The sequence below is a fragment of the Altererythrobacter sp. H2 genome (assembly GCF_035319885.1).
In the GTDB taxonomy this organism is placed as follows: Bacteria; Pseudomonadota; Alphaproteobacteria; order Sphingomonadales; family Sphingomonadaceae; genus 34-65-8.
The window spans coordinates 437,810-459,212 of sequence record NZ_CP141285.1 but is presented as its reverse complement, the minus strand read 5'-3'; the positions used below and the strand labels follow the sequence as shown (position 1 = coordinate 459,212).

The 21,403-nt window shown below is 66.3% G+C and carries 19 protein-coding genes; 8 read left to right on the top strand and 11 right to left on the bottom strand.

The window, feature by feature from the left end:
• The first annotated feature begins 28 nt into the window (after nucleotides 1-28).
• The 4 genes from U4960_RS02265 (at nucleotide 29) to U4960_RS02250 (ending at nucleotide 4,690) form a co-directional block, all read left to right on the top strand.
• On the top strand, nucleotides 29-1,216 hold the full coding sequence (locus U4960_RS02265; RefSeq protein WP_324261995.1) for an acyl-CoA dehydrogenase family protein: 1,188 nt from the start codon (nucleotides 29-31) through the stop codon (nucleotides 1,214-1,216).
• Between the two features lie 131 nt (nucleotides 1,217-1,347).
• Nucleotides 1,348-2,577, top strand: a complete 1,230-nt coding sequence (locus tag U4960_RS02260; RefSeq protein WP_324261994.1) for a CoA transferase — start codon at nucleotides 1,348-1,350, stop codon at nucleotides 2,575-2,577.
• Nucleotides 2,578-2,609: 32 nt separating this feature from the next.
• Nucleotides 2,610-3,836 carry an acetyl-CoA C-acetyltransferase gene (locus tag U4960_RS02255; RefSeq protein ID WP_324261993.1) on the top strand — a complete coding sequence of 409 codons (1,227 nt, stop codon included), beginning with the start codon at nucleotides 2,610-2,612 and terminating at the stop codon, nucleotides 3,834-3,836.
• Nucleotides 3,836-4,690: an FAS1-like dehydratase domain-containing protein gene (locus tag U4960_RS02250; protein ID WP_324261992.1), complete on the top strand. Its 855-nt coding sequence runs from the start codon at nucleotides 3,836-3,838 to the stop codon at nucleotides 4,688-4,690. Before U4960_RS02255 ends, U4960_RS02250 begins: the two co-directional genes overlap by 1 nt.
• On the opposite strand, the gene ppk2 is transcribed toward U4960_RS02250, so the two are convergent.
• The gene (gene ppk2, locus U4960_RS02245) at nucleotides 4,677-5,462 is read right to left on the bottom strand and encodes a polyphosphate kinase 2 (protein WP_324261991.1); all 786 of its coding nucleotides are present in this window, start codon (nucleotides 5,460-5,462) and stop codon (nucleotides 4,677-4,679) included. The genes U4960_RS02250 and ppk2 overlap by 14 nt on opposite strands.
• Before the next feature lie 58 nt (nucleotides 5,463-5,520).
• On the opposite strand from ppk2, the gene phhA reads away from it, so the two are divergent.
• On the top strand, nucleotides 5,521-6,462 hold the full coding sequence (phhA, locus tag U4960_RS02240; RefSeq protein ID WP_324261990.1) for a phenylalanine 4-monooxygenase: 942 nt from the start codon (nucleotides 5,521-5,523) through the stop codon (nucleotides 6,460-6,462).
• Nucleotides 6,463-6,536: 74 nt separating this feature from the next.
• On the opposite strand, the gene U4960_RS02235 is transcribed toward phhA, so the two are convergent.
• The 4 genes from U4960_RS02235 to U4960_RS02220 all read right to left on the bottom strand — a co-directional run bounded on the left by U4960_RS02235 (nucleotide 6,537) and on the right by U4960_RS02220 (nucleotide 11,921).
• Nucleotides 6,537-6,788: a hypothetical protein gene (locus U4960_RS02235; RefSeq protein WP_324261989.1), complete on the bottom strand. Its 252-nt coding sequence runs from the start codon at nucleotides 6,786-6,788 to the stop codon at nucleotides 6,537-6,539.
• A gap of 118 nt (nucleotides 6,789-6,906) precedes the next feature.
• Complete coding sequence (locus U4960_RS02230) at nucleotides 6,907-7,719, bottom strand: undecaprenyl-diphosphate phosphatase (protein ID WP_324261988.1); 813 nt, start codon at nucleotides 7,717-7,719, stop codon at nucleotides 6,907-6,909.
• Nucleotides 7,720-7,786: 67 nt separating this feature from the next.
• Nucleotides 7,787-9,934: a M13 family metallopeptidase gene (locus U4960_RS02225; RefSeq protein ID WP_324261987.1), complete on the bottom strand. Its 2,148-nt coding sequence runs from the start codon at nucleotides 9,932-9,934 to the stop codon at nucleotides 7,787-7,789.
• Between the two features lie 139 nt (nucleotides 9,935-10,073).
• Complete coding sequence (locus U4960_RS02220) at nucleotides 10,074-11,921, bottom strand: ABC transporter transmembrane domain-containing protein (protein ID WP_416379091.1); 1,848 nt, start codon at nucleotides 11,919-11,921, stop codon at nucleotides 10,074-10,076.
• A 175-nt stretch (nucleotides 11,922-12,096) separates the two neighbouring features.
• Between U4960_RS02220 and U4960_RS02215 the strand changes: the two genes are divergently transcribed.
• A complete protein-coding gene (locus U4960_RS02215) occupies nucleotides 12,097-13,362 on the top strand; it encodes a polyhydroxyalkanoate depolymerase (RefSeq protein WP_324261986.1) in 1,266 nt (421 codons plus the stop codon).
• Nucleotides 13,363-13,371: 9 nt separating this feature from the next.
• On the opposite strand, the gene U4960_RS02210 is transcribed toward U4960_RS02215, so the two are convergent.
• The 6 genes from U4960_RS02210 to U4960_RS02185 form a co-directional block, all read right to left on the bottom strand.
• A complete protein-coding gene (locus U4960_RS02210) occupies nucleotides 13,372-13,974 on the bottom strand; it encodes a DUF4126 domain-containing protein (RefSeq protein WP_324261985.1) in 603 nt (200 codons plus the stop codon).
• A 64-nt stretch (nucleotides 13,975-14,038) separates the two neighbouring features.
• Nucleotides 14,039-14,620 carry a carboxymuconolactone decarboxylase family protein gene (locus tag U4960_RS02205; RefSeq protein ID WP_324261984.1) on the bottom strand — a complete coding sequence of 194 codons (582 nt, stop codon included), beginning with the start codon at nucleotides 14,618-14,620 and terminating at the stop codon, nucleotides 14,039-14,041.
• Nucleotides 14,620-15,801, bottom strand: coding sequence for an acetyl-CoA C-acyltransferase (locus U4960_RS02200; protein WP_324261983.1), 1,182 nt, complete (start codon nucleotides 15,799-15,801; stop codon nucleotides 14,620-14,622). Before U4960_RS02200 ends, U4960_RS02205 begins: the two co-directional genes overlap by 1 nt.
• A gap of 99 nt (nucleotides 15,802-15,900) precedes the next feature.
• Nucleotides 15,901-16,350, bottom strand: coding sequence for a MaoC family dehydratase (locus tag U4960_RS02195; RefSeq protein WP_324261982.1), 450 nt, complete (start codon nucleotides 16,348-16,350; stop codon nucleotides 15,901-15,903).
• 62 nt (nucleotides 16,351-16,412) lie between these two features.
• Nucleotides 16,413-17,813: a DUF5935 domain-containing protein gene (locus U4960_RS02190; protein WP_324261981.1), complete on the bottom strand. Its 1,401-nt coding sequence runs from the start codon at nucleotides 17,811-17,813 to the stop codon at nucleotides 16,413-16,415.
• Nucleotides 17,806-17,931 (bottom strand): hypothetical protein, encoded by a 126-nt coding sequence (locus U4960_RS02185; protein WP_324261980.1) that lies wholly within the window; start codon nucleotides 17,929-17,931, stop codon nucleotides 17,806-17,808. The genes U4960_RS02190 and U4960_RS02185 overlap by 8 nt, the downstream gene beginning before the upstream one ends.
• 126 nt (nucleotides 17,932-18,057) lie before the next feature.
• On the opposite strand from U4960_RS02185, the gene U4960_RS02180 reads away from it, so the two are divergent.
• Both U4960_RS02180 and U4960_RS02175 read left to right on the top strand, forming a co-directional pair.
• Complete coding sequence (locus U4960_RS02180) at nucleotides 18,058-19,287, top strand: TIGR04063 family PEP-CTERM/XrtA system glycosyltransferase (RefSeq protein WP_324261979.1); 1,230 nt, start codon at nucleotides 18,058-18,060, stop codon at nucleotides 19,285-19,287.
• Between the two features lie 42 nt (nucleotides 19,288-19,329).
• Nucleotides 19,330-21,312, top strand: a complete 1,983-nt coding sequence (locus tag U4960_RS02175; RefSeq protein WP_324261978.1) for a hypothetical protein — start codon at nucleotides 19,330-19,332, stop codon at nucleotides 21,310-21,312.
• Nucleotides 21,313-21,403 lie beyond the last annotated feature (91 nt).

Genomic DNA, 21,403 nt, shown 5'->3' with positions numbered 1-21,403 from the left:
AGCCGATCACAAGAGGAGCCCGATCGCCATGAGCCAGGCCGGCATCAGCCAGAACGGTATGGACCCCGAAACCTTCGAGCAGTTCATCGACCAGCTCGATCGCTATGTGCGCGAACGGCTGATCCCGGCCGAGCGCGACACGATCGAGAATGACCGCGTGCCGGACGATATCCTGCAGGAAATGAAGGATATGGGCCTGTTCGGCCTGACCGTGCCGGAAGAATTCGGCGGCGCCGGGCTCAACACCACGCAATATGCGCGCACGGTCAGGTGCATGAGCTATGCCGCGCCTGCCTTCCGTTCGATCTTCTCGATCAACGTCGGCATGTTCAATTCCGCGATCAAGAACGGCGGCACCGATGCACAGAAGGCGGAATGGTGGCCGCGCATCGCGGGCGGCGCGATTGCCTGCTTCGGCCTGACCGAGCCCGGCTCCGGCTCCGACAGCGCGGCGATGCAGACCTTCGCCCGTCCCGACCCGTCTGGCAATGGCTGGATCCTCAACGGCACCAAGCGCTACATCACCAATGCCCCGCACGCCGATGTCGCCCTGATCATGGCGCGCACGGAGAAGGAGGCCCTGCCCAAGAACGCCCATGTTTCCGCCTTCATCGTGCCGATGGACACGCCCGGCGTCTCGACCGGCAGCCCGGACAAGAAGATGGGCCAGGCCGGGGCGCATATTTCGGACGTGATCCTGGAGGATGTCCATGTGCCCGGCGAGGCACTGCTCGGCGGGGAAACCGGCCAGGGCTTCGTATTCGCGATGAAGAGCCTCGACAACGGCCGCATCTCGGTCGGCGCGGCCAGCACCGGCTATGCCCGCCGCGCGCTCGATTCCGCGCTGCGTTATGCCAACGAGCGCAAGGCCTTTGGCGAACCGATCGCCAACTTCCAGCTGATCCAGCAGATGCTGGCCGAGAGCGAGACCGAAATCTACGCTGCCGAATGCATGATGGCCGACGTGACCGCCCGCGCCGATGCGGGCGAGAATATCCTGGTCAAGGCCGCCGCGTTCAAGGTCTTCGCTTCCGAAATGTGCGGCCGGGTGGTCGACCGGGTGGTGCAGATCTACGGCGGGGCAGGGTATCTTGCCGAATACGATGCCGAGCGGTTCTTCCGCGATGCCCGCATCTACCGCATCTACGAAGGGACGACGCAGATCCTCCAGCTCCAGATCGCCAAGCACATGCTGCGCGAATGGAGAGAGTCTTGATTTTCCGCAGCCCATCCGGGCTGCGACTTCCTCGCTCATGGGGCCTGAAGGCCCCGTCGCTGCGGGCGCGCAGTCGCGCTTGCGGCCCTACGGGCCGTGTGATGCGGCAATCAAGATAGGTCTCCAATCCGATGTATAACCTCCTGCCGGACCTTTCGCTGATCGAAGTCTCCAGCTTCGTCGCCTCGCCCACAGTCGGCCTCTACTGCGCACAGATGGGGGCCGAGGTGATCCGGGTGGACCACAAGGCAGGCGGGCTCGACTACAGGCGCTATATGCTCACGGCTGATGGCCGCTCCCTGAGCTGGGAGAACCTCAACCGGGCCAAGAAGTCGGTCGCGCTCGACCTGCAATCGGGCGAAGGACGCGAGCTGCTGGTGGAACTGGCGCGGGCCACCGGCCAGCTGGTCACCAACCTGCCCGAGCGGAGCTTCCTCGGTCATGATGTCCTTTCCCAGGGGCGGCCCGATATGGTGTCTTTAAGGGTCATGGGTTGGCATGACGGGCGCCAGGCGATGGACTTCACCGTCAACGCGGCCAGCGGCTATCCGCTGATGTGCGGCCCGGAAGACTGGGACGCGGCGACCGCACCGCCGGTCAATCAGGTGCTTCCCGCGTGGGATTTCATCACCGGTGCTTACGGTGCCTTCGCGCTGATGGCCGCGCTCCACCACCGCGCCCGCACCGGCGAGGGCAGCGAGCTGCGACTGCCGCTGGGCGATGTCGCAATCGGGACCATGGCCAACAGCGGATCGATGGCGGAGATGCTCTATCGCGGGGCGGACCGGCAGCGGCTCGGCAACGCGATCTGGGGCGCGTTCGGGCGCGATTTCCGCAGCCGTGACGGGGTGCGCTTCATGGTCGCCGCGCTTACCCCGAAGCAGTGGGACGGGCTGGTTACCGCATTCGGCATCGACAGCGGGATCGCCGCGCTCGAGAACGAACTCGGCGTGCGATTCGCGGATGGCGACACGCCCCGCTTCGACCACCGGGCACGGCTGTTCGCGCTGTTCCAGCAGGCGGCGGACGCACTCGACTGGTCCGACCTGTCGCAGCGGATGGCTGCACAGGGATGCACGTTCGAACGCTATCGCACCATGCACGAGGCAGCGAATGACCCCGTGCTGGTGGGCGAAAACCCGCTGTTCGGCCCATCGCCCGCCAACCCGAGCGGCTTCGCCTATCCCGCCACCCGCAGTTTCGCCCGGCGTCACGGGCACGAACCGGGCGCCCCCAAGCCTGCACCCTATCTTGGCCAGCACAGCGAGGAAGTACTGTGCGAACGGCTGGGGCTGTCGTCTGGGGCGATCGCGAAACTGGTCGATGCGGGGACGGTGGCGCTATCGGATCAAGCGCGATGACTTTTCACCACCTCGGTTAGGAATACGGAAGCATGACCCTCAGACGCGTTGCCATCTGCTCACCCCTGCGCACACCCGTGGGCCGGTTCATGGGCTCGCTTGCGAGCATGAATGCCGGCCAGCTTGGCGCAGTGATCCTCAAGGCGCTGGTCGAGCGCAGCGGGGTGGACCCGGAGCGGGTGGACGACGTGGTGTTCAGCCAGGGCTACGGCAATGGCGAGGCCCCGGCAATCGGCCACTGGGCCTGGCTTGCCGCCGGGCTGCCGCTGGAAGTGCCCGGCTATCAGGTTGACCGGCGCTGCGGCTCTGGCCTGCAGGCAGTCGCCAACGCGGCGATGATGGTCCAGACCGGGGTGGCTGACTGCGTGGTGGCCGGCGGGGTCGAATCGATGTCGAACGTCGAGCACTACACCACCGACGTGCGTCAGGGGATCAAGGCGGGCAACCTCACCCTGCATGACCGGCTCACCCGGGGCCGGGTGATGAGCCAGCCGGTCGAGCGGTTCGGCGTCATCACCGGCATGATCGAGACGGCGGAGAACCTGGCGAAGGATTACGATATCAGCCGCGAGGCCTGCGACGCCTATGCCGTGCGCAGCCACCAGAACGCCGCCGCTGCCTGGGAAGCGGGCAAGTTCGATGCGCAACTGGTCGCCGTCCCCGTGCCGCAGCGGAAAGGCGATCCGGTGCTGTTCACCCGCGACGAGGGCTTCCGCGCGGATGCAAGCATGGACAGCCTCGGTGCATTGCGCGCGCTTGAAGCCAGGACGCCCGGTGCGGTGGTGACCGCCGGCAACGCCAGCCAGCAGAACGATGCTGCATCCGCCTGCCTGGTGGTGGCGGAAGACAAGCTGGAGGAACTCGGCCTTGAACCGATGCTGTGGTTCACCGGCTGGGCAGCCGCCGGGTGCGATCCCAGCCGCATGGGCATCGGCCCGGTCCCGGCGGTGGAGCGGCTGTTCGCCCGCACGGGGATGGACTGGAGCCAGATCGACCTGGTCGAACTGAACGAGGCCTTCGCGCCGCAGGTGCTGGCCGTGCTCAATGGCTGGGGCTGGTCGGCAGACGACAGCCGCCGCGAAATCCTCAACGTCAACGGCTCGGGCATTTCGCTCGGCCATCCGATCGGGGCGACCGGCGGGCGCATTCTGGCGGACATGGCGCACGAAATGCACCGGCGCGGTGCGCGCTATGGCCTCGAGACCATGTGCATCGGCGGCGGGCAGGGCATGGCCGCCGTGTTCGAACGGGCCGCCTGATGGGCGCCTGGGATGCCTGGATCGGGCGCACCGAAGTCCGCACCGACCGGGCCGACAAGGCGCTGTGCCGCCGCTGGCTGGCTGCGCTCGACCGGGCTGCTCCATCAGGCAGCGCGATGCCGCAGGGCATCCACTTCTGCCTCTGCACGCCTGAAGCCGCCACCGCCGCACTGGGTATCGACGGCCACCCGGCCCGCGACGACAGCCCCGACAGCTTCTTCCCGCCGCTACCCCTGCCGCGCCGGATGTGGGCGGCGAGCGACATTGCCTTCCTCGCCCCGATCACGGTCGGCGCGCAGATCGAGCGGACCAGCCGGATCGTCTCGGTCAGCGAGAAGGACGGATCGACCGGCAAACTCGGCTTCGTCGAGGTCGAGCATGTCACCACGGCAGACGCTGTCGAGGCAGTGCGGGAGAAGCAGACGCTGGTCTATCGCGAGGCAAGTCTGCCTGATGCACCGCTCAGCCCGCCCCCGACAGGCGATGGTGCCTTTGCGCCGGACGAATGGGAGCAGGTTGAAACAATTGTGCCATCGGAAACGCTGCTGTTCCGCTACTCGGCGCTGACCTTCAACACCCACCGCATCCACTACGACGCGCCCTATGCGCGCGAGATAGAGCGCTATCGCGGACTGGTGGTCCACGGCCCGCTGATCGCTACGCTGCTGCTCGGCCTTGCCGCGCGCATTCACGGCGAGAACCGGCTGAAGACATTCAGCTTCCGCGCCGTCAGCCCGGCGATTGCGGGCGAGCCGCTCCATCTGGCCGTGCGCGAAACGGCCGAGGGGCTGGAACTGGGGTCGTTCGCCAGCGACGGGCGCCAGACGCTGAAGGCCGGCGCTACGCTTCGCTGACAGGATAGGGCGCAATCGGCTGCACCACGCCGTAGGTTTCTTCCATCGGTTCGTGCCCCAGCGGCGGGAACTCCAGTGCTTCCGGCTCGACATGGGTTTCCGGCAGCCGGTCCAGCAGATTGCGGATCAGGGTCAGCCGCCCACGCTTCTGGTCGTTGAAGTCGACCAGGGTCCACGGCGCCCACTCGGTATGGGTCGCCGCCAGCATCGCCTCGCGCGCTTCGGTGTAGGCGGCGTATTTTTCCCGCGCGGCAAGATCGATCGGGGAGAGTTTCCAGCGCTTGAGCGGGTCATCCAGCCGCTCGGCCAGCCGCTCCTCCTGCTGCGCCTGGTCGGTGGTGAGCCAGTACTTGAACAGCAGGATGCCGTCATCGACCAGTTGCCGCTCGAACGCAGGCGCGGCCTCCAGGAAACGCGCCACTTCGGACTCGCTGGCAAAGCCCATGACTTTCTCCACCCCGGCCCGGTTGTACCAGCTGCGATCGAACAGCACGATCTCGCCCGCCCCGGGCAGGTAGGGCACGAAGCGCTGGAAATACCACTGGCCGCGCTCCTGCTCGGTCGGTTTGGGGAGCGCCACCACGTGGCACTGGCGCGGATTGAGCCGACCGCTGACCGCCTTGATCGCGCCGCCCTTGCCCGCCGTGTCACGCCCCTCGAACAGCACGCAGATGCGCGCACCGGTGGTTCGCGCCCAGCGCGCCATGGCCACCAGTTCCTCCTCGAGCGGCTCGAGCAGTTCTTCGTAGGCCTTGCCCTTGAGCTTTTCCAACCGGTGTTCTCCTGTTTGTCAGTCCGCCCGCAAAGTGCTAATGGTTGCAACTGAAACCATGGCCACGCTCGCGAACCCCGAATCCGATTTCACTGTCCTGCCGGAAATGCCGGCCGATGTCTTCACTGCGCCGCTCCGGCGGCCGGCACACGTGGGCGAGGACTGGCTGGAGCCGGCCCAGACCGCTTATTCCCGCCAAGAAGACGGGATCTGGGACGATCTGTTTGCGCGGCAGGTGGACGTGCTGCCCGGCCGGGCCGCCAGCGCGTTCCTGTCAGGGCTCGACCGGCTGGACCTCGGCCGGGGCGGCGTGCCCGATTTCGGCAAGCTGTCGGAGGAACTGGGCGCGCTGACCGGCTGGAGCGTGGTCCCCGTGCCGATGCTGATCCCGGACCACGTGTTCTTCTGGCACCTGGCCAACCGGCGGTTCCCGGCCGGCAACTTCATCCGCACCCGCGAGACGTTCGATTACATCCAGGAACCCGACGTGTTCCACGACGTGTTCGGGCACGTGCCGATGCTGGCCGACCCGGTCTATGCCGACTACATGCAGGAATATGGCCGCGCCGGGTGGAAGGCGATGCGCTACAACCGGCTCAAGGCCCTGGGTGCGCTCTACTGGTATACGGTCGAGTTCGGGCTGATCCTCGAGGATGGCAAGGACCTGCGCGCCTATGGTGCCGGAATCCTGTCCGGCCCGACCGAGGCGGTCTATGCGATCGAGGCCCAGAGCCCGAACCGGATCATGCTCAATGTCGACCGGGTCATGCGGACCGACTACGTGATCAGCGACCTGCAACCGACTTATTTCGTGATCGAGAGCTTCGAGGATCTCTACCGCCAGACCGTCGAGCGCGATTTCGACCGGCTTTACCGGAACCTCGCCCCGGCTTTCACTTATGCCAACTCGGCGGTGATCGACGTCGACAACGTGTTGCATCGCGGGACACAGGAATACCTGCTGCGCGGCGGGCGGGGCAGCGGCGCCGCGCCGGTCTGACCACAGGATCGAACGCAAACGAAAGCGGCCCGGAATCGCTCCCGGACCGCCCTCGCTGTAACAGATTGCCTGGCTTACTGACCGGTGGCCTCGTCAACTTCTTCAGCGTTCTCTTCCATGGCGTCCGCCTGCTCTTCGGCGTTGTCCACCATGGCGTCTTCCTGCGCGTCAGTGATCTGGCCGGCTTCTTCCATCGCTTCGGCCTGGGCGTCGGCATTCTCGACCATCTGCTCGCCAGTTTCCTCAGCCGCTTCTTCGCGCGGGCCGTCACAGGCAGCAAGGCCGAGCGAGAGGATGGCGGCCGGAATCAGGAACGAATTCTTCATGGTATTTTCCCCTTGTCGTAGGGTGCACTGCACCCGTTGAACGCGGCACACGCGCCCCGCTGTGGGGTTAAAACAGCGACGGCAATCTGGTTCCCGAAGATGCGATGAACCGTGACAATCAGCGCAAGGTGAGCCACGCCAGCGCCGCGATTCCGATAACGATGCGGTACCAGGCAAACGGTGCAAAGCCGTAACGGCTGACATAGGCGACGAATGCGCGGATCACCGCCAGAGCGACAAGGAAGGCAGCCACGAAACCGATGGCGATTTCGTCCCACCCAACCAGGCCGCCGCCCGCGAGCAGTTTTTCAGGCTCGGAGAGGATTTTCACCGTTGCGGCGCCAATCATGGTCGGCACGGCAAGGAAGAAGCTGAACTCCGCCGCGGTCTTGCGACCCACGCCCATCGCCAGTGCGCCCAGGATGGTCGCCCCCGAACGGCTGGTCCCGGGAATCATCGCCAGGCACTGGACGAACCCGATCCCGATCACCTTCTTCAGGGGAAGGTCGGCAACGCCGGTGTCTTCGGACGGGCGGATTGTCTTCTCCAGCCCCAGCATGGCAATCCCGCCGATAACCAGCGCCCAGGCCACCACGTTGGGCGATTCGAGCATCACGTCGATCGTATCCTTGACCATCAGCCCGATGACGGCGGCGGGAATGAAGGCGACGAGGATATTGCGCACGAACCGGACCGAGGTGGGCTCCCACCGCAGCAGGCCGGTGCCCATAGTCCAGAATGTGCGGAAATAGCTCACCACTACCGCCAGGATCGCCCCCAGCTGGATGACGATGTTGAACTGCGCCCACTGCGCGGCATCATAGCCGAACAGCTCGGTGGCGAGGATCAGGTGCCCGGTGGAGGATACCGGCAGGAACTCGGTCAGCCCTTCCAGGATACCGAGCAGGATTGCGGTGACTGTTTCGTTCATGGCTCGCCGCTCAAGGCGATTGGCCGGGGCAAGTCAACGCTAACCGCGACTTGCCCCGCCATTGGTGTCACCAGATCCGCACGCGCTGTTCCGGCGGCAGGTAGAGCTTGTTCTCCGGCCCGACGTTGAAAGCCTCGTACCACGCGTCCATGTTGCGCACCGGGCCATTGGCGCGGAACTGCTCCAGGCTGTGCGGCCCGAGGCGGATACGCTGGCGCATGGCATCTTCGCGGTTCTGCGCCCGCCACACCTGCGCCCAGGCGATGAAAAAGCGCTGGTCGCCGGTCAGCCCGTCGATCACCTTGTCCTCACGCCCGCCCAGCGAGAGCTTGTAGGCGCGATAGGCCAGGCTGAGGCCGCCGATATCGCCGATGTTCTCGCCCAGCGCGAGGCGGCCGTTGATGCAGGTCTTGCCATCGTCGAGCGGGCAGAATGCATTGTACTGGGCCACCAGCTTGTCACCACGCTTGTCGAACTCGGCGCGGTCCGCGTCGGTCCACCAGTTGCGCAGTTCGCCGCGGGCGTCGGACTTTGAGCCCTGGTCATCGAAGCCGTGGCCCATTTCATGGCCGATCACGCCGCCGATGGCACCGTAGTTGACCGCCGGGTCCGCCGTAATGCCGAAGAACGGCTGCTGCAGGATACCGGCCGGGAAGACGATCTCGTTCTTGGTGGCGTTGTAATAGGCGTTCACGGTCTGCGGCAACATGCCCCATTCGGTCCGGTCGATCGGCTGGCCCAGCTTGGCGCGATTGTCCTCGAAGCCCCACCTGGCCGCCGCCATGCGGTTGGCCATCGGATCACGGGTGATCGCAAGGCCTTCGTAGGTTTCCAGGTTGTCCCGGTACCCGATCTTGGGGTCGAAGCTTTCCAGCTTGGCCATGGCCTCGCGCTTGGTGTCTGCCCCCATCCAGTCGAGTTCGCTGATCGATTCGGCCATGGCGCTGCGCAGGTTGCGCACCAGCTCATCCATCGCAGCCTTGTTTTCCTTGGGGAAATGGCGCTCGACATAGGCCTTGCCAACTACCTCGCCGAGATGCCCCTCGGTTTCGGCAATCGCCCGCTTCCAGCGCGGGCGCTGCTCCGGCGTGCCGGTGAGCAAGGTGCCGTAGAGGGCGAACTGGGCCTTGTCGAACCGCTCCGGCAGCACGGCTGCATTGCCCGACAGCAGGCGCACCGCAGTCCACGCCTGCAGGGTTGCAAGCGGCGTCTCGGTGAGCAGGCCGAACATACCCGGGGTGCCCTTGCCAATCTTGGCGACCACCTCCGGCGCCAGGCCGAGTTCGGCCACCCGTTCCGGCGATGGGGGAACCTGAGGGATGACAAACTTGGGTGCGCGGTCGAACCCGGTCGCCGCCAGCATGGTTGCGAGCGGGAAATCGCCTGCCATCGCCGCGAATTCCTCCGGCGTGGCCGCCGTGTAGGTCAGGTCCCGGTTGCGGCTGACGGTGCGGTCCCAAGAGATCTCGCGCGCAATCCGCTCCTCGAGTGCATAGACCGCCTGTGCAGCGGCGGCTGGGTCAGCATAGCCGGCCTCGCCCAGCAGGAATTCCAGGTACTCGCGGTATTTCTGCTGGATGGTCCGGCCGCGCTCGCTTTCGTCGCTGTAGTAATCGCGGTCCGGCAAGCCCAGCCCGCCGCTGGAGACATAGGTGACATAGGTATCGGGCGCCTTCTGGTCGACCGTCACGAATGCACCGAGCGGAGAGGGAATGCCGGGCGTGGCCCAGACCTTGACGAGGGCATCGAGATCGGCAGCCCCGAAGATCGCACCCAGGTAGGGCCGGGCAGGAGCAAGCCCTGCCGCCTCGATTGCAGCCGTATCGGCAAAGGCATTGTAGGCATCGACGATCCGCTGCTCGCCAGCCGACAGTGCGCCGTCCCTTGCCACCAGCTCATCGACCAGCGCCTTCACGTCGGCGGTCGATTTTTCGGCCAGCAAGGTGAACGCACCGAAGCGGCTGAATTCGGGCGGCAGGGGATTGGCGTCGAGCCACTCCTGATTGACGTATCCGAAGAAGTCGTCACCCGGCGCAATCGTGTCGGACAGGAGGGTGGTGTCGACCCCCCACTCGCCAAAGCTCATGGTCGGCAGGGTCGAGCCCGTCTCGGCTGGCTGCGCCACTTCCACGATATCGTCCCCTTGCGCAGCAAGCGGCGCAGCGAACATCAGGGCCAGCGCGCTGGCACCGGCGGCAAGCAAAGTCTTGGTCATCACAGCATCCCCGAGTATTGGGCCGCCGCGACGAGGCGACAGCCAGAATGCGTACAGCCATAGCCAGCCGTGCAGCCGGGAGGGGCCGCTGGTCGGGCGCAGAGCGGAGTTGGTCGAAAACCTGGACGCAACAGGGGCGTCAGGCGGCTTCGCTGGCAGTGAACTGCAGGGCGGCCAGCCGGGCGTAGAGACCGCCCTGGGCCGAGAGCACAGCATGGGTGCCCTGTTCGACGATCTGCCCCTCTTCCAGCACCACGATCCGGTCAGCCGAGCGCACCGTGGCCAGCCGGTGGGCGATGACCAGCGTGGTCCGCCCCTGCATCAGCCGCTCCAGCGCATCCTGCACCAGCCGCTCGCTCTCGGCGTCGAGCGCGCTGGTCGCTTCGTCCAGCAACAGGATCGGCGCATCGCGCAGGAGGGCGCGGGCAATCGCCAGCCGCTGCTGCTGCCCGCCCGACAGGCGGGTGCCGCTTTCGCCGAGGAACGTATCGAGCCCCTGCGGCAGTTCGCGCAGAAAACTTTCGGCATTGGCGGCGCGGGCGGCCTCCCAGATCTCTTCGTCGCTCGCGTCCCACCGGCCATAGCGCAGGTTGTCCCGCGCGTTGGCACTGAACAGCACCCCGTCCTGCGGCACCAGCGCGATCCGCTTGCGCACTTCGGCCGGGTCAGCGCTGGGCAGGGGCACGCCATCGAGCCGGATCGTGCCCGCCTGCGGATCGTAGAACCGTTCAGCCAGCTGGAACACGGTCGACTTGCCTGCGCCTGACGGGCCGACCAGCGCGACTGTCTCGCCCGGCTCCACCTCCAGCGTGAAGTCCTTGAGCGCGGCCTGTTCTGGGCGCGTGGGGTAGCGGAAGGTGACGTTCCGGAACGAGAGGCTGCCGCGCGGGGGCTCCGGCAGGCTTTCCGGCCGGGCCGGCACGGAGATCACCGGCTTTTCGTTGAGCAGTTCCTCCAGCCGGCTGGCGGCACCGGCACCGCGCAGCAGGTCGCCGAACACCTCGGTCAGCGCACCGAAGGCACCGGCCACGATCACCCCGGCGATGATGAAGGCGAAGATCGTCCCCCCGGTAATGGCGCCGCTTATCACCAGCAGGGCCCCTCGCCACAACAGCACGGTCAGCGCGCCGAAGATCAGGGTGATCAGCAGCGCGGTCATCACAGCCCGGATCAGGACCCGGCGGCGCGCCGTATCGAAAGTCCGTTCGACCGCATCGCCGAAGCGTTCGCCTTCGCGGCTCTCCTGGTTGAAGGCCTGGACGATCTTCATGGCTGACAGGGTTTCGGTGATGATCGCGCCGACATCGGCCACGCGGTCCTGGCTGGTCCGGCTGATCGTGCGCAGGCGCCGCCCGAACACCGCGATCGGCACGATAACCAGCGGGATCGCGACAAACATCCAGATCGCCAGCTGCGGGGCGAGCCAGAACAGGTAGCCCGTCCCCAGCACCGCCATGATGACGTTGCGCACCGCGACCGACAGCGTGGTCCCCACCACCTGCTCGATGATCGCAGTGTCTGCGGTCATCCGGCTGGAGATCTCCTTCGGGCTGTTTTCCTCGAAGAAGGCAGGCGACAGGCGCAGCAGGTTGTCCTGCACCTTGCGGCGGATGTCGGCCACCACCCGCTCGCCCAGCCAGCTGACGAAGTAGAACCGCACCGCCGTGCCTGCGCCCAGCAGGGCGACCAGCATCAGCAGATAGCGAAACCAGCGGCCGATATCGGCCGGGTCGCCGCCTTCGGCAAAACCCCGGTCGATGATCAGCTTGAGCGCGGTCGGCAGGGCCAGCGAGGTGATCACCGCCGTCACCAGCAATGCCGCCGCAGCCGCCGCCAGCGGCCCCGGGTAATTGGCCGCTTCGCGCAGGATCATCCGCAAGGGGCCGAGCGTGCGGGCCGGCTTGGCGGCGTCATCCTGCGGCTTTGGGGTGCCCCGGCGGGCGAACAGGCCCCGGCGAGGGGCTTCGGCGGTTGTCTCCACATCCATGCTTCTCAGCTAGCTATCGCGGCGCCAGAAATCCACCTCCGCAAGCCTCAGGATACGGGAAAGCGGCATTTCGGATAAAATGATGCATTGCACAATTTAAGGCAGGGCTTACCTTGCACTGCACAAGGGTAGGGGTCGAGGCGCTCGCCAGAAGCGCTGAAGCAGGGGAATACGATTGCTTTATCACGCTTATGAACTCCAGCGCGCCTGGCTGACCAGCGCCAGCAACTGGGCCACGATTTCTGCAGGAATGCTGTCCAACCCGCGTCTGCCGATGGGCTACATGGGGCTGGGCCCGATCGCGGCCTCGGCGCTGGAGGTGTTTGCCCATGCGGCCGCCCCGCGCGGCAAGCCGTCTTTCGGGATCGACAGCGTCATGGTGGACGGCACGCGCCACGCGCTGAGCGAGGCGACCGTGCTGCACAAGCCATTCGGCGACCTGCTGCGCTTCCGGCGCGAAGGCCTGGCCGACAAGGCCCCCAAGGTGCTGATCGTCGCCCCGATGAGCGGACACTACGCCACCCTGCTGCGCGGCACCGTGGAACGGATGGCCGAGCGATGCGAGGTCTACATCACGGATTGGACCGATGCGCGCATGGTGCCGGTGAGCGATGGCCGGTTCGACCTTGACGACTATATCGACTACCTGGTCGAGTTCCTCGACTTCATCGGGCTCGACGGTAACGGTGGTCGCCCGCACATGATTGCGGTGTGCCAGCCTTCGGTTCCGGCCTATGCCGCCACGGCACTGATGAACGCGCGCAAGGATCCCTGCCGCCCGGCCACGCTGACGCTGATGGGCGGTCCGATCGACACCCGCAAGTCACCGACCACCGTCAACGACCTGGCGATGGAGCGTCCGCTGAGCTGGTTCCGTCACAACGTGATCGCCACTGTGCCGATGACCTATCCCGGCGCCGGACGGAAAGTCTATCCCGGCTTCCTCCAGCTGGCGGGGTTCATGAGCATGAACCTGGGCAACCACATGCTAAGCCACTACGAGATGTTCAAGCACCTGACGGTTGGCGACCAGGACAGCGCCCAGACGACCAAGGACTTCTACGAGGAATACCGCAGCGTCTGCGACATGACGGCTGAATTCTATCTCCAGACGGTAGAAGAGGTGTTCCAGGTCCACGCCATCCCGAATGGCACCTTCCGCCACCGCGGCGAACTCGTGCTGCCGTCGGACATCCGCGACACTGCCCTGCTGGCGGTCGAGGGCGAGCGCGACGATATTTCCGGGCTAGGGCAAACGAAGGCCGCACTGGAGCTTGCCACCGACCTCGCCCAGTCGAAGAAGCAGTACCACCTCGCTGAAGGGGCAGGCCACTACGGCATCTTCAACGGCAGCCGCTGGCGTGACCAGATCGCTCCGGTGGTCGAGGCGTTCATTGCCCGCCACGGCAAGGGCGAGATCGTTCCGGCCGGGTCGGCCTGACGCAAGCCGCTAAGGGTTGTCCCCGGCCGTCCGCCGCCCGAACAGGGCGCGGACCATCCGCCGGGTAACCAGCAGCAGCCAGACCGTAAGGGCGAGCAGCACCAGCGCGATCGCGCCGGCAGCATAGGGGTATTCGTAGGCGAGCCAGAGCAGGCCGACCGTCGCCACGTCTTCGGTCGTCGAAACGACCATGTTCGAGAATGGCTCGGGGCTGGCGTTGACCACCGCGCGCGAACCAGCCTTGCCCGCGTGCGCCGCCAGAGTGGCGCTGCCGCCGAGCAGGAAAGCGATCACCTGCGTCGCCGGATCGCCCGGATCGACAATCGCCAGCGCCAGCAGCGCACCGCCGACCGGCCGGATGAGGGTGTGCACGCTGTCCCACAGCGAATCGAGCCACATCACCTTGTCGGCAAAGAATTCCGCCAGCGCGGCGAGGGCGGCGATGGCCATGATCCAGGGATTTTCCAGCACGCCCAGGCTGGCGAGATGCTCGGGCAAGGGCAGCACGTCATAGCGCATGGCCAGCCCGGTGGCGAAAATGCACAGGTAGAGCCGCCAGCCAGCCAGCAGACTGACACTGCCGGCAATCCCGATCACTTCCATTATGCCCATGGCCGATGCTCCCCATCAGGGAGCAAACATGGGCCAGCAGGACATAAAGCGCAATCGCGGGCGCTCAGCCCTTCAGGTCGGGGTCGCAGGTTTCGCCGTCTTCCAGTTGCACGCCGAAGCTGTTCAGCAGCATCGAAACCTGGGTGTACTGGCCGACGGTGAAAACCAGGTCCATCCGGCCCTTGTCCCCCAGTTCCGCCAGCGCTGCCCAGGTGCCGTCACTGACAAAATGGTTGCCCACCAGTTCGTCGGCCGCGCGCAGCAGAGCGCTTTCGAGCGGCGTCCAGCCCGGCGCGTCCGGCCCCTGCTTGACCCGTTCGACCTCTTCGGTCGTCAGCCCGCAGTCGAGACCGATCCGGCGGTGCTGCATCCATTCGTAGCCGGATTTGCAGTTCCAGCCAGTGCGCAGGATGACGAGTTCCCGCTCCCGCTCGGGCAGGGCGTTGCGGCGCGAGAGGACGTAGTTGCCCCAGCCGAGAAAAGCCGCCAGCGCCTTGGGCGCGTGGGCCAGGGTACGGAAGATGTTGAGCACCCGCCCGCCGCCAACCTTGTTGTCAGGGCTGGCGAACGGGCCGAGTGCCTCTTGCTGCGCCTGGTCGAGCCGGTCCATGTCGACCGGTTCGATCCTCGGCGCGGCCAACCGCATCAGAACACCTCGAACAGGCCGGCTGCACCCTGGCCGCCGCCGATGCACATCGTCACCACGGCATATTTCGCACCGCGGCGCTTGCCTTCAATCAGCGCGTGGCCGGTGCAGCGTGCGCCGGTCATACCGAACGGGTGGCCGATCGAGATCGAGCCGCCGTTGACGTTGAGCAGTTCGTCAGGGATGCCCAGCTTGTCGCGGCAGTAGAGCACCTGGACCGCGAAGGCCTCGTTCAGTTCCCACAGGCCGATGTCGTCCATCTTCAGGTTGAAGCGTTCGAGCAGCTTGGGAATGGCGAAGACCGGGCCGATGCCCATTTCGTCAGGCTCGGTCCCGGCGACTGCCATGCCGACATAGCGGCCGAGCGGCTCGAGCCCGCGCTTTTCGGCAACCTTGGCTTCCATCACCACGCAGGCAGAGGAGCCGTCGGACAGCTGGCTGGCGTTGCCGGCCGTGATCACGCCGCCTTCGCCCATCACCGGCTTGAGGCTGGCAAGTCCTTCCAGCGTGGTATCGGGGCGGTTGCAATCGTCCCTGGTGGCGGTGACCTCCTGATAGGTCACTTCCTTCGTTTCCTTGTTCATCACCGCCATAGTGGCGGTGCAGGCGACGATTTCGTCATCGAACTTGCCGGCCGCCTGCGCCGCTGCCGTGCGCTGCTGCGATGCAAGCGAATATTCGTCCTGGTATTCGCGGCTGATGTTGTAGCGCTTGGCCACCACTTCGGCGGTGCCGATCATCGGCATGTAGATGTGCGGGTGCATTTCCAGCAGCTCGCGATCCGGCTCGACGAACATCTTGCCGCTGCCGACCACCTTGGAAATGCTTTCCAGCCCGCCGGCCACGCAGATGTCCATGTTGTCGACCAGCACCTGCTTGGCCGCCGTGGCGATGGTCATCAGGCCGCTGGAGCACTGGCGGTCGATGGTCATCGCGGGGACGGTCACGGGCAGGCCGGCGCGCAGTGCCGCGAGCCGGGCGACATTGCCGCTGGTCGAGCCCTGCTGGACCGCACAGCCCATCAGCACGTCGTCGATCTCGGCCCCTTCGAGCCCGGCGCGCTCGACCGCGGCCTTGATCGACCAGGCACCGAGCGTTGCGCCAGTGGTGTTGTTGAATGCGCCGCGGGCCGCCTTGGTCAGCGGAGTACGGGCGGTGGAGACGATGACTGCGTCACGCATTGTGATTTCCCTAAAGTCGTCATCCCAGCGGAAGCTGGGATCTTTCTCGGATATGTCCGATCTGGCGGACAGCGATCCCAGCTTTAGCTGGGACGACGGTTAAACGAAGAACTGCATGATCCATTCGGTGATCAGGGCGGGTTTGTCCTCGCCTTCGATCTCGATGGTGATCTCATGGGTCTGCTGCCACTGGCCGGGGCGCTTCTCGACCAGTTCGAGCAGCTTCCAGTGGCCGCGGATGCGCTTGCCCGAGCGGACCGGGGCGATGAAGCGCGTCTTGTTGCCGCCGTAGTTGACGCCCATCTTGACGCCTTCGGGCTTGGGCAGGTCGGAATTGGCGCTGAGGTAGGGGATCATCGACAGGGTCAGGAAGCCATGCGCGATGGTGCCGCCGAACGGCGTCATCTTGGCGGCTTCCTCGTTGATGTGGATGAACTGGTGGTCACCGGTCGCATCGGCGAACAGGTTGATCCGTTCCTGGCTCATCTCCACCCATTCACTGGTGCCGATGTGCTGGCCGACCTTGGTTGCGATTTCCTGCGGGGTCATGCGCCTCTCCTTTGTGCCGCGATTCTGCGTTTGTGCGGCGGCTTCATGGCGCATGATTGCAGCTAGCGCAACGCACCCGCCCCTGCCGCTACGGCTTTGCCGCCGGTCCGCACCCTGGCAACCGGCCGGCGCGGCAGGCGTGCGTCGCGCACCTGCGAATCATGGCGGCGGCAGTAAGTCCACAGCGCGATCTGCAATCCGGCGAGCATCATAATGAAGGGCTGGTAGGCAATGCCCTGGAACAGCGCACCGACCAGGTAGACGATCTGCGCCACCTGCAGCGCGCTGGCCAGTGGTGCCTGCCACTGCTCGCCATGGCCGCCGCGATTGCGCCAGCGCCGCCGCAGCCGCTCCATTTGCCAGACGCCGAGCGCCTGGAACCAGAGCCACATGATCAGGCCCGGCCAGCCCTGTTCGCCCAGCATCTCGAAGATGGCCGAATGATAGGCCCGCGCTTCATCGACCACTTCGCGATATTCGATCGAAACGGTATTTGCCCCGCTCTCTTCCTTGACCGGCATCTGATAGGCGAAGCGGTTGCCGCGGAAGGCATCGAATCCACCGCCGAAGGGATTTTCGAGCGAATATTCATAGGTCCATTGCCACACCGCCACGCGGGTCGAGGCGGACGAATCTTCCTTGTACCCGGCAATCAGCCCCATGCGCTCGTAATAGCTGGTGGGCAGGAACGGCAGCGCCACCATGACCATCACCGCGCCGCCCATCAGGAAGGTCAGCCTGCGTTTGACGTCCCGCAGCGAAACCAGCGCCAGCACGCCCATGCAGATCAGGCCGGTGCGCGCTTCGGTGCCGATCGGCACCAGCAGACAGGCGAAGATCAGCCCGTAGGCGAACGCCTTGACCCGCCAGTCGGGCGGGAACACCGTGCCGTGTTTGGTGAACCACAGGATCAGCGGGATGATCCCGACTGCCACGGTCGCCAGGGTCGAGCTTTCGTAGATGCCGCTGTTGTTGTTGACGAAAAAGCTGAGGCTTTCATAGCCGCCGCCGCCCAGCGCGGTTTTCATGCCGGTGGCGATGATGATTGCCCCGGCGGTCAGCACCATGGTCAGCGCCGCCGATTCGATCCGGAGTTTCGTGGTCAGGGCCAGCGGCAGGAATATTGCGAAGACCAGCGTCTTCCACACCCAGTCCCACTTGAACAGCGCGTCTGCCGGGAAGTCGGCGTTCATGGTGGTCCAGCCGCAATAGACCAGCAAGGCCAGCAGCAGCCCCTGGCGCAGGGTGAACTTGCTGCCGCGTTTGGGGTCGACCAGGATCCACCCGGCAAAGGCGGCGCAGAACGCAATCAGCGAAACCTGGAAGGCCGGGGTAATCGTCCAGCCGATCTTCTGGGGGGCGAGAATGTCGATGTAGAGATAGGTCAGCACCCACAGGTACGGGCGCCGCAAGCCTGCAAGCAGCATGAAGCAGATGAACAGGAACAGCGCGAGGTCAAGCATCGGCGCTGTCCTCTGCCGCCGCAGGCTGCTCGCGGTCGAGATCCGGCCGGCCGGACAGGCGGATTACCATCACCGCCAGCAGGCCATGGATCAGCGCGAGAGCGAAATAGTCGATCACGTGGTTCTACCTGCGGGTTGAAGCCATCCGGCCAGCCGTTCGTGCCCCATGCACGCCAGGCCTTGCCGCCTGCTAGCAGGGGCAAGTTGACGGCGCGTTAAGCAAGGCGTGGCAGATGGTGGGTCCATGACCCGGATCCTTCACGTCCTCGACCATTCGCTGCCGCTGCACAGCGGCTACACCTTCCGCACCCGCGCGATCCTGAAGGCGCAGCAGGCCGCGGGACTGGAGGTCAGGGGGATCACCGGGCTTCGCCATGCCGCAGAGGGGCCTGCCTGCGAGACGGTGGAGGGGCTGACCTTCCACCGTACGCCAGGCGAGCCTTCCGGTCCGGTCGGTCTGCGCGAATGGCGCGAGATCGCCCGGCTGGCCGATGCCATCGTGGCCCTGGCCGAAACCTGGCGGCCGGATGTTCTGCACGCCCATTCGCCTGCGCTGGGCGGCATGGCGGCCCTGCGCGCCGGCCGAAAGCTGGGGCTGCCGGTGGTCTATGAGATTCGCGCCTTCTGGGAAGACGCCGCCGTGGGCAACGGCACCGGGCAGGAAGGCTCGCTCAAATACCGGATGACCCGGGCGCTGGAAAATCGCGTCATTGCCGGGGCGGACGCGATGTTCACCATCTGCCACGGCCTGCGCGACGATCTGATCAGCCGCGGTTTCGATGGCGGGCGGATCGGGATCGCCCCCAACGGGGTTGACCTTTCACTGTTCGGCGAGCCGCCCTCGCGCGATTGCGCCCTCGCGCAGCAGCTGGGCTTCGGCGAGGAGTCGGTCATCGGCTTCATCGGCAGCTTCTACGATTACGAGGGGCTTGACGACCTGATTGCGGCCCTGGCCCTGCTGCGCGAGCAAGCCCCGGGCACCCGGTTGCTGCTGGTTGGCGGGGGGCCGATGGAACAGGCCCTGCAGGCGCAGGCAAGGCAGTCGCCCGCTTCGGCGGCCATCCATTTCACCGGACGCGTGCCGCACGCGGAGGTTGAACGGTATTACTCGCTGATCGACGTGCTCGCCTATCCGCGCAAGCGCAGCCGCCTGACCGACCTGGTTACCCCGCTCAAGCCGCTCGAGGCGATGGCGCAGCGCAGGGTGGTGGCCGCCAGCGACGTCGGCGGGCACCGCGAGCTGATCACCGACGGCGTGACCGGCACGCTGTTCCCGGCCGACGATCCGGAAGGCTGCGCAGCCGCGCTGGCTGGCCTGCTCCGGCGGCGCGAATCGTGGGACGCCATGCGCCAGCGGGCACAGCAGCACGTTGCCGACAACCATGACTGGTCACGCAACGTGCGTCGTTATCAAGACGTTTACCATCTCTTGCTAGGCCGGTCGTCCAATCGGCAAGTGTCCGCTGCCGCCTGAACAGGCAGCGATGCGCCCGAAATTGAACGGGGAATTGATATCGTGACCACCCAGAGGATGGCGAAACCGGCGGCCAAGGCCCCTGTCAGCGCCCACCCGCTGTTTCCGGTTATCGTGGCCTTGTGGTTTGCCGCTCTGCTCGGCGTGGGCACGATAGTGCTGCCGCAGACGCTGTTCGATGCGCTGGGCAGCGCCGCTGGTCTTGGCACGACAGGCCTCGGCTTCCGGTTCGGTATCGGCCTGGTGGCTGGACTGGGCGGTGCGGCGATCGGCCTGTTGATGGCGCGCATGGCCGTTGCCGGGCAAGGCACGGCAAAACCCCGGGCCGCCGCCACGCGCGGCTTGGCCGAAAAGACAGATCGCGCTGCCAAACGCCCGATTTCCGCGCTTGAGGAACTCGGCAGCGATGGCCTCGATGAACCGATTGCGACCGCGATGAACCGGCCGGGGTCCGAGCCCATGGCGGGCCGCCGCCGCGCCCTCGCGGTGACGGACGAGAGTGCTCCCAGCGAATACCTCACCCAGGCACCCTTGCCCGGTGGCGGCGATGTGCTCGATCTGATGGGGGTGCACGATCTGGCGGATGACCAGGTACTGGAACTCGGCCACTTCGAGGACGGCACCGAGCCGGCAGCATCACCCTTCATTCCCGTGCAGGAGCCGTTCGCCGCATCATTGGCGTTTCCTTCGGATCCGGCCATTACCGACGCGAGCAGTGCCGCTGCGGACAGTGCGTACGAGCCCTTTGGCGGTGCGCCCTTCGCCCGGCCTGCCGATGAAGTGCCGATGCCCGGAAAGCCGGCGCCGACCGCGCCACTGGCCGCAGGGCCGTTTGCCGCGCCCGACCTGCCGCGCCCGTTCTCGCCCCCGCCTGCTGCACGGGCGCCGTTCGCTGCTCCGGCTGCAGACCCTGCACCAGCGCCCGAGCCGGAGGTTGCGCCCCCGTTCGGCCGCCCCTTCGCAACGACCGAGCCTGTTGCCGATCCTGTTGCGGCTCCGGCTCCCGCGTCGGCAATGGCTCCGTTCGGAATGCCTCAGCCCGCCGCCGCCCCGGCTACGTTTTCTGCCCCGTTTTCTGCCCCGGTAGCCGCGCCACTTTCCGCCCTGCCACAGCCGTTGCCGGGTACGCCGGCACTCGACCAGACGCCGGATTCGCCAGTAGCGCCGGTTGCCGCCAGGACCAGCCCCGAATCGGGCGGGCTCGCAGGCCTCGGGATGGTCGACCTGGTCGATCGATTCGCCGAATCGCTGCGCCGGGCCAGCAAGCTTTCGGCACAGATTGCGAACGAAGCTGCCGCACCAGCCTTCACGATACCGGAAGCGGCGATCGGGGCGGTCGAGCCTGCTCTGCCACCGTTTGCCCCGCCGGTTGTCACCGCCCCGGTCGAAGAGCCGGCCGCCCCCCTGTCATTCGGCAAACTGGCCGGCACCGCTTCGCTGCCCGCCTCCCTGCCAACATCCCTGCCGGCGGCTTTGCAGCCGTTCGGGTTCGGGGAAACCGACGAAGACATCGATGGCGATGACGGCGATGGCGATGCCTTCAGCCACGCTTTTTCTCTGCCGCTGGGCAGCCTGCCCAGGCCCTTTGCAACGCCCGATGCCCCGGCACCTGCAGCCCCTGCGGCGCCTTTCGCCATGCCGCAGCCGGTCGAGGACACTGCGCCTGAACCGGAAGAGAGCGCGGTCGAGGACGATCACTTCGGCTCTCTTCTGGCCATGAAGAGCGGATTCGGGCCCGGCCGTGAATTCGTGCGGATCGAAGACGAAGATGCCCCGGCCGCCGGAATCGAGCCGGTGGTGGTTTTCCCCGGCACGGCCCAGCCGGGGCGCGCCGCGCCGGCACCCGATGGCCCCTCGCGCGAGCCTGCGGCGGCTGCGCCCTTCGGCCGCCCGCCGTTTGCGCCGCCTCTGTCTCCGGCCCAGCATTCCGGCCATGCCTTCGCCCAGCCCGCTGATCGGCAGGCTACTGAAGCGGCATTGCGCGATGCACTGGCCAAGCTCCAGCACATGAGCGGCGCTGCCTGACCCGGCACGTGATTCGACAGCCTGGCCCCTGCCCCCGGTCATCGGGCGCAGGGGCCTTGGCGTTTCGGACCGGCACCGGCCATCCGGGGTC